This window comes from Myxococcus sp. AM010 (assembly GCF_013372585.1).
Lineage (GTDB): Bacteria > Myxococcota > Myxococcia > Myxococcales > Myxococcaceae > Myxococcus > Myxococcus vastator.
On sequence record NZ_JABXEO010000168.1, the window covers coordinates 1 to 6,368 of the forward strand.

4 protein-coding genes are annotated in these 6,368 nt (G+C 70.7%); 2 read left to right on the forward strand and 2 right to left on the reverse strand.

The window, feature by feature from the left end:
• Window positions 1-441 precede the first annotated feature (441 nt).
• Window positions 442-765 (forward strand): hypothetical protein, encoded by a 324-nt coding sequence (locus HV826_RS35860; protein WP_176421502.1) that lies wholly within the window; start codon window positions 442-444, stop codon window positions 763-765.
• 292 nt (window positions 766-1,057) lie between these two features.
• Complete coding sequence (locus HV826_RS35865; protein ID WP_176421503.1) at window positions 1,058-2,356, forward strand: ELWxxDGT repeat protein; 1,299 nt, start codon at window positions 1,058-1,060, stop codon at window positions 2,354-2,356.
• 104 nt (window positions 2,357-2,460) lie between these two features.
• Here HV826_RS35865 and HV826_RS35870 read toward each other — a convergent pair whose 3' ends face one another.
• Together HV826_RS35870 and HV826_RS35875 are read right to left on the reverse strand one after the other, a co-directional pair.
• On the reverse strand, window positions 2,461-5,652 hold the full coding sequence (locus HV826_RS35870) for a type I polyketide synthase (protein WP_176421504.1): 3,192 nt from the start codon (window positions 5,650-5,652) through the stop codon (window positions 2,461-2,463).
• Between the two features lie 48 nt (window positions 5,653-5,700).
• A partial coding sequence (locus HV826_RS35875; protein WP_255217585.1) for a phosphopantetheine-binding protein occupies window positions 5,701-6,368 on the reverse strand: 668 nt, incomplete at its 5' end.

Below are 6,368 nucleotides of genomic sequence, written 5' to 3' on the forward strand. Positions count from 1 at the left end.
CGCGGGTTCGCCCCCGCCCTGGTTGTCATTGCTCGTGGTCGCGCCCTTGATGGTCCTGGCGTGCCAGGGCGCCGCGCTCTCCGACTCCGAGGAGGCGCTACCTGTCGCTCGGTCAGCGCTGGCGGCTCCAGGACGCTGGCCATGAGGTGGGCGGCCACACGGTGTCCCACGTCCAGCTCCCCCCGCTGGACGTGGACTCGCAGCGGCACCAGGTGTGCTTACGCGGAGACCGTTCCACCGAGAGACGCCTACACCCTCCGCAACCACGGCTCCGTGCAGAGAGACGGGGTGCCGGACTGCTGGCAGCGCGGCGGCTTTGGCACCAACGCCTACAGCTGGTAGCGGACGACGGACGCCCGCTCGGGGAGCTGGGCCCAGCGCGTGAACATCACCAGCTCCTCCAACGGAGATCGCAAGCTCATCTCCCAGCAGGATTTCGGCGTGTGCGCGCCGCCACTCACCGCTGGCCACCGCTACAGGGTGTCCGCCTGGTACAAGGCCAATGCCGCGCCCCGCTTCAAGGCGTACTACCGCAACGCCGCGGGCGGCTGGCTGTGGTGGGCGCAAAGCGCGCTGCTGCCCACGCGCGGCGCCTACGGCTACGCCGAGTGGACGACGCCCCCCGCGCCCTCCGGGGCCCTGGGGCTGAGCGTGGGGCTGGCCCTGGAGCGCGTCGGCACGATGACGATGGATGACTTCACGCTCGAGGACCTGGGCCCGAGCCCCTTCGCGCCACTCGAGCCCGGAGCCATGCCAGCCCCCTGAATGCGGGTTCGCAGGCCTGGGGACGCGAGGGCCACTGTGTCCGTGGCAGACCAGCACGACCCACCCGCCGAGCAGATGGCTCCTCGCACGCGGTGCCCCAGCTTCCCTCACCGCGTGAGGCATGCCGCCTCGCGACGGAGGAGGAATCATGGGCAAGGGTTTCAGACGGCTCCCACTTATCCTATTGGCACTGGGGCTCACCCACTGTAGTGCGCCGCCGGTGGAGTTTGGAGAGGAGGGGCCTCCGGGCGAGGCGCTCTTGTCCACGGAGCAGGAAAGCGAGGAGTCCTGCGTGCCGGCGGTCCGGGCAGGGCTATTCGCGGCCACGGACGTGAGCAACCTGACGGAGGTGAACGGCACGCTGTTCTTCGCCGTGGGCACCGCGCTCTGGAAGAGCGACGCGACGGCGGGCAGCGCGGTGGAGGTGCGGGACTTCCCTCGCGACGAGGCGGGCGGTGGACTGCGAGACCTCATCGAGGCGAAGGGCCTGCTCTTCTTCGTGTCCGGCCGCACCCTGTGGCGAAGTGACGGCACGAAGGCAGGCACCTTCGCGCTCGTCACGTCCGCACAAACCGGCACCCTCTCGGACCCCACGCCGCTGCGCGAGTACCGAGGCAAGCTGCTCTTCCGGATGTACTCACCTGGGCACGGCGTGGAGCTGTGGAGCAGCGATGGCACGCGCAAGGGCACCCGGCTGCGCGCGGACGTCAATCCAGGGCCCGCGTCCAGCACCATCGCCCGGAATGTCATCACCGCGAGCGGCGACTTCGTCTTCGGCGCGCACCTGGACGAGGACGAGGAGGGCGTCGCGCTGTTGAAGCTGACGCCTGCGGGGCGCATCGTCGAGCTCTTCCGCATCCGCGCCAGCGAGACGTCCATCTTCCGCCTGGAGGCGGTGGGGGACCGGCTCTTCTTCCTCATCGACCCGGGGGACCGAGGCAGGCCGTACCTGTACACCAGCGATGGGACACCGGGAGGTGCCGCGCTGGTGAAGCACTTTGGAGACGTCTCCACGCCCCGTGAGTTCACCGCGTTCGACGGCCGGCTCTTCTTCGTCGCCGAGACAGAGGGCTCCGACGCCGGGTTCTTCAGCATGGAGCTCTGGGTGAGCGACGGTACGCCCGCGGGGACCCACCTCTTCGCGGACATCCGGCCTGGCGCAGCGGAAGGCGCCATCCCTACCGAGCTGATGGTATTCAAGGACCGGCTCTACTTCTCCGCCGACGACGGCGTCCACGGACGAGAACTCTGGTCGACCGACGGCACGGTGAACGGCACCCGCTTGGCGAAGGACCTCTGGCCCGGGGCTGAGAGCTCGGACCCCTACGGTCTCCGGGTCGTGAACCGGAAGCTCTACTTCGTCGCGGACGACGGCGAGCACGGCGCCGAGCCCTGGAAGATCTTCCACGGACGCGCGCGCCTGGTGGCGGACCTCGAGCCCGGCCCGGTGGGCTCGAATCCACGGCGGCTTGGGTTCGACCCCGACGCGGCGTTCTACCGCTCCGGCGGGCATGTCTTCTTCACCTCCACCAGGGAAGACGCCACATCGCTCTGGGCCCTGAAGACGGGCTCCTACTGCCCAGTGCCCTGAGCCTGGCTCGCCAGCGCCGATGACTTCACGGAACGGCAGGGCGCGGCTTGTCCGCGGCGCTCGCGCCTCTGCCGAGCCGCCCCTCGGGGCAAGCGGTGAAGCCGTCACACGTCGTCGTCGTCGTCGAAGCGGCGAAGGTCGCGCTGGCGCGCCAGGGTCTGCTTGCGGCGCTGGAGCGAGGCGTCCGCCGCTGGCGCCGCCTCACGGCGCTCCTGCCCCTCGGCTTCCGCTGGCTTCAGCAACGCCGACAGTGCCTCAACGGTGACGCCTTCGTAGAGGCTCGACGCAGGCAGGTCCAAGCCCAACTGCTTCTTGATGCGGCCACTGAGCTGCACGGCGATGAGCGAATCACCGCCGAGCTCAAAGAAGTTGTCCTGGATGCCGATGGGCGCCACGCCCAGCATCTCCTGCCACAGCTCCACCAATGACCGCTGGAGTGGCGTGCCCGGCATGACGTACGCGCTGCGAAGCTGCGGACGCGGTTGACACGGGCGCGCGCTGGCGGCTTCGCCCCCCTGCTCCGCCCGCGGCGGCTGAGGCGTGGCGTCCGGCGCCGCCACCTCAGGCTGGGATGCAATCGCGACACGAGGCGCGGGCTCGACGGCGTCGGGCTCGATCCAGAAGCGCTGGCGCTCGAAGGGATAGGTGGGGAGCGGCACCCGGTAGCGCAGCTCCGCGCCGTGGAAGCCCTTCCAGTCCACGCGGGCGCCCGCTTGCCAGAGCCGGCCGAGCGTCTCATAGGCCAGCGGCGCCATGCCGGCGGCCCCGTCGTCCTTGGGCGGCGGCATGGAAGCCAACACGGCATGCGAGGCCGTGAAGGCCGGGTGCCGCTTCGCCAGCTTCCCCAGCACCTGGCCGGGGCCCGCCTCCAGCAACACGCGCCTGGCGTCGGTGAAGAGCGCGTGCAAGCCATCCGCGAAGCGCACCGTCCCGCGCAGGTGCTCGGCCCAGTAACGAGGGCTCGTCGCCTGCTCGGCCGTCACCCAGGTCCCGGTGACGTTGGAAACGATTGGAAGCGTTGGCGGCGCCAGCGGCACCGTCGCCACCTGCGCGGCGAACGCGTCGAGGATGGAGTCCATCATCGATGAGTGGAAGGCATGCGACGTCACCAGCGGCTGGCACTGAATCCCCGCCTCCTGGAGCTGCTTCCGCACCGCCTCGACGGCTGCGTGCGTCCCCGACAGCACGCACTGCATGGGGCCATTGACAGCCGCCAGACTCAGCTCCGCTCCACCTGCCCGCAGGTACGGCTGCACCTCGTCTTCGGACAGGGGCACCGCCAGCATCGCGCCGGAAGGCAGTCCCTGCATGAGCCGGCCACGCGCGGCCACCAGCCGCAGCGCGTGCTCCAGGGAGAAGACGCCCGCGAGGCACGCCGCCACGTATTCACCGATGCTGTGCCCCAGCATGGCCCGCGGCATCACGCCCCAGGACATCCACAGGCGCGCGGTGGCGTACTCCAGCGTGAAGAGCGCGGGCTGCGTGAGCGCCGTCTGCGAAAGCTTCGTGCCGCTGACCTCCGCGGCCTCAGGCCGCGGGTACAGCACCGTCCGCAGGTCCAATCCGTCCAGGTGCGGCTTCAGCAGCTCCGCGCACCGGTCCACCTCCGCGCGGAAGACGGGCTCTGCATCGTACAGCGCTCGGCCCATGTCCACATGCTGCGAGCCCTGGCCCGGGAAGAGGAACGCCACGGACCGCTCCACCGCGTCTTGAGCCTCCGTGAGCACGCGAGGGCCCTGTGGCTGCGACAGCGCGTCGACGGCATCCTCCACGCTCCTCGCCAGCAGGAAGCGACGGTGCAGGAAACGCTGGCGCCCTGACTGGAGCGTCCAGGCCACGTCCGCCAGGCTCACCGCCCGTGAGCTCTTCAATGCCTCCACCAGCCGCGCCGTGGCCGACTCCAACGCCGACGGTGTCCGGGCGGACACGGGCAGCAGGTGCCATGCACGCCGCGACGGTGCGCTCGCGGGCAGCACGGGGGCCTCTTCCAGCACCACGTGCGCGTTGGTGCCACCCACGCCGAAGGAGCTCACGCCCGCGCGCCGCGGCGAGTCCCCCGCGGGCCAGGGCTTGAGCGTGGCGTTGACGTAGAACGGGCTGCCGTCGAAGTCGATGGCCGGGTTGGGACGCTCGTAGTGGAGGCTGGGCGGCAGCTCGCCGTGCTTCAGCGCCATCACCGTCTTCATCAGCCCGGTGATGCCCGCGGCGGCGTCCAGGTGGCCCAGGTTGCCCTTCACCGAGCCCAGCGCACAGAAGCGCCGCCGCTGGGTGGTGGCACGGAAGGCCTTGGTGAGCGCCTGCACCTCGATGGGGTCGCCCAGCGGCGTGGCGGTGCCATGGGCCTCCACGTAGCTGATGTCGTCCGCCTCCAGGGCCGACGCCGCGAGCGCCTCCGCCACCACCTGGGCCTGGCCGTCCACGCTGGGCGCGGTGAAGCCCGCCTTCAGCCCACCGTCGTTGTTGGTGGCCGAGCCCTTGATGACGGCATGGATGGTGTCACCGTCCCGCACCGCGGCGCGCAGCTTCTTCAGCAGCACCACGCCCGCGCCGCTGCCGAAGAGCGTGCCCTGCGCCTTCGCGTCGAAGGGTCGGCAGCGGCCGTCCGGCGAGGCCATGCCGCCCTCCGCGTACCGGTACCCGTTGAAGAACCCCACGTTGATGGACGCACCGCCCGCGAGCGCCATGTCGCACTCGCCATTGAGCAGGCTCTGGCAAGCCAGGTGCACCGCCACCAGCGACGTGGAGCAGGCGCTCTGCACGGTGTGGCTCGCGCCCCGCAGGTTGAGCTTGTATGAGACGCGGGTGGACAGGAAGTCGCCCCCGTTGCCGATGTTCACCTGCACCGGCTCGAAGGACTCCAGGACGCGCGGGTTCCGCGCCAGGTTCATCAGCAGGTACGTGTTGAGCGTGGCGCCGCCGAACACGGAGATGGCGCCAGCGTAGTCACGCGGAGAGTAGCCAGCGTGCTCCAGCGCCTCCCAGCACCCCTCCAGGAAGACACGGTGTTGAGGGTCCGTGAGCTCCGCCTCGCGCGGCGGCATCTCGAAGAAGGCCGCGTCGAAGGACTCCGGCTCCGGCAGGATGGCCGCGGCCCTCACGAAGGACGGGTCCTCCAGCCGCGCCGCTGGCACACCGGCCGCGCGGGCCTCCTCCTTGGAGAAGAAGCGGATGGACTCCACCCCCGCGCGGAGGTTGGCCCACAGCGTGGCCACATCCGGAGCGCCGGGAAAGCGCCCGGCCATGCCGATGATGGCGACGTCTGCGTCGTCGAACTCCTGAGGGGGCTTGCTGTCCACGGTGTCGTCTCCAGGTTCTCGTAGGTCGAGGGGGCGTCGGCGCGGGCCCTACTCGCGGCGGCTGCGTCGCTCTCTGCGTTGAGCCCCACGGCTCTGGCTGGACTCGAAGGCGGGGTTCTCCGCCGGAGCCGGGCCCTGCCCCAGCTTCTTCGCCAGCGTGGCCACGGTGGGGGCCTCGAAGACGCTGGTGAGGGGCACGTCCCGCCCCAGCTCCCGCTTCATGCGCCCGACGATCTTCAGCCACAGGAGTGAATTCCCTCCCAGGTCGAAGAAGTTGTCGTGGATGCCGAGCTGCTCCAGGCCCAGTTGCTCCTGCCACACCCGCACGAGCGCGCGCTCCACGTCATCGGTGGGCGCCACGTACTCGGTGCCCAGCGCGGGCCGCGAGTGCAGCGCGGCACCCGCGTCCTTCTTCGCCCCCGCGCCTTCGCGGCGCACCCACTGCGCCACGCGCGCGTCCAGGTTGCCCGTGGACACCAGCACCTGCCCTTCCAACGGCGCCTCCACCACCCGGCGGAAGGCCTCCACCGCCTCGTCGGGCGTCATGGCGAACTGGTCGATGCTCGTCTGGACGGCCTTCGCGCCCTCGGCGGCGTCCACCGGCCAGCCATCCCAGTTGGTGCTCAGCCACCGCGTGCCTCCGGTCCGCGAGCGCGCCACCGCGAAGGCATCCAGGAAGGCGTTGGCCGCCGCGTAGGCCCCCAGCCCCAGCCCGC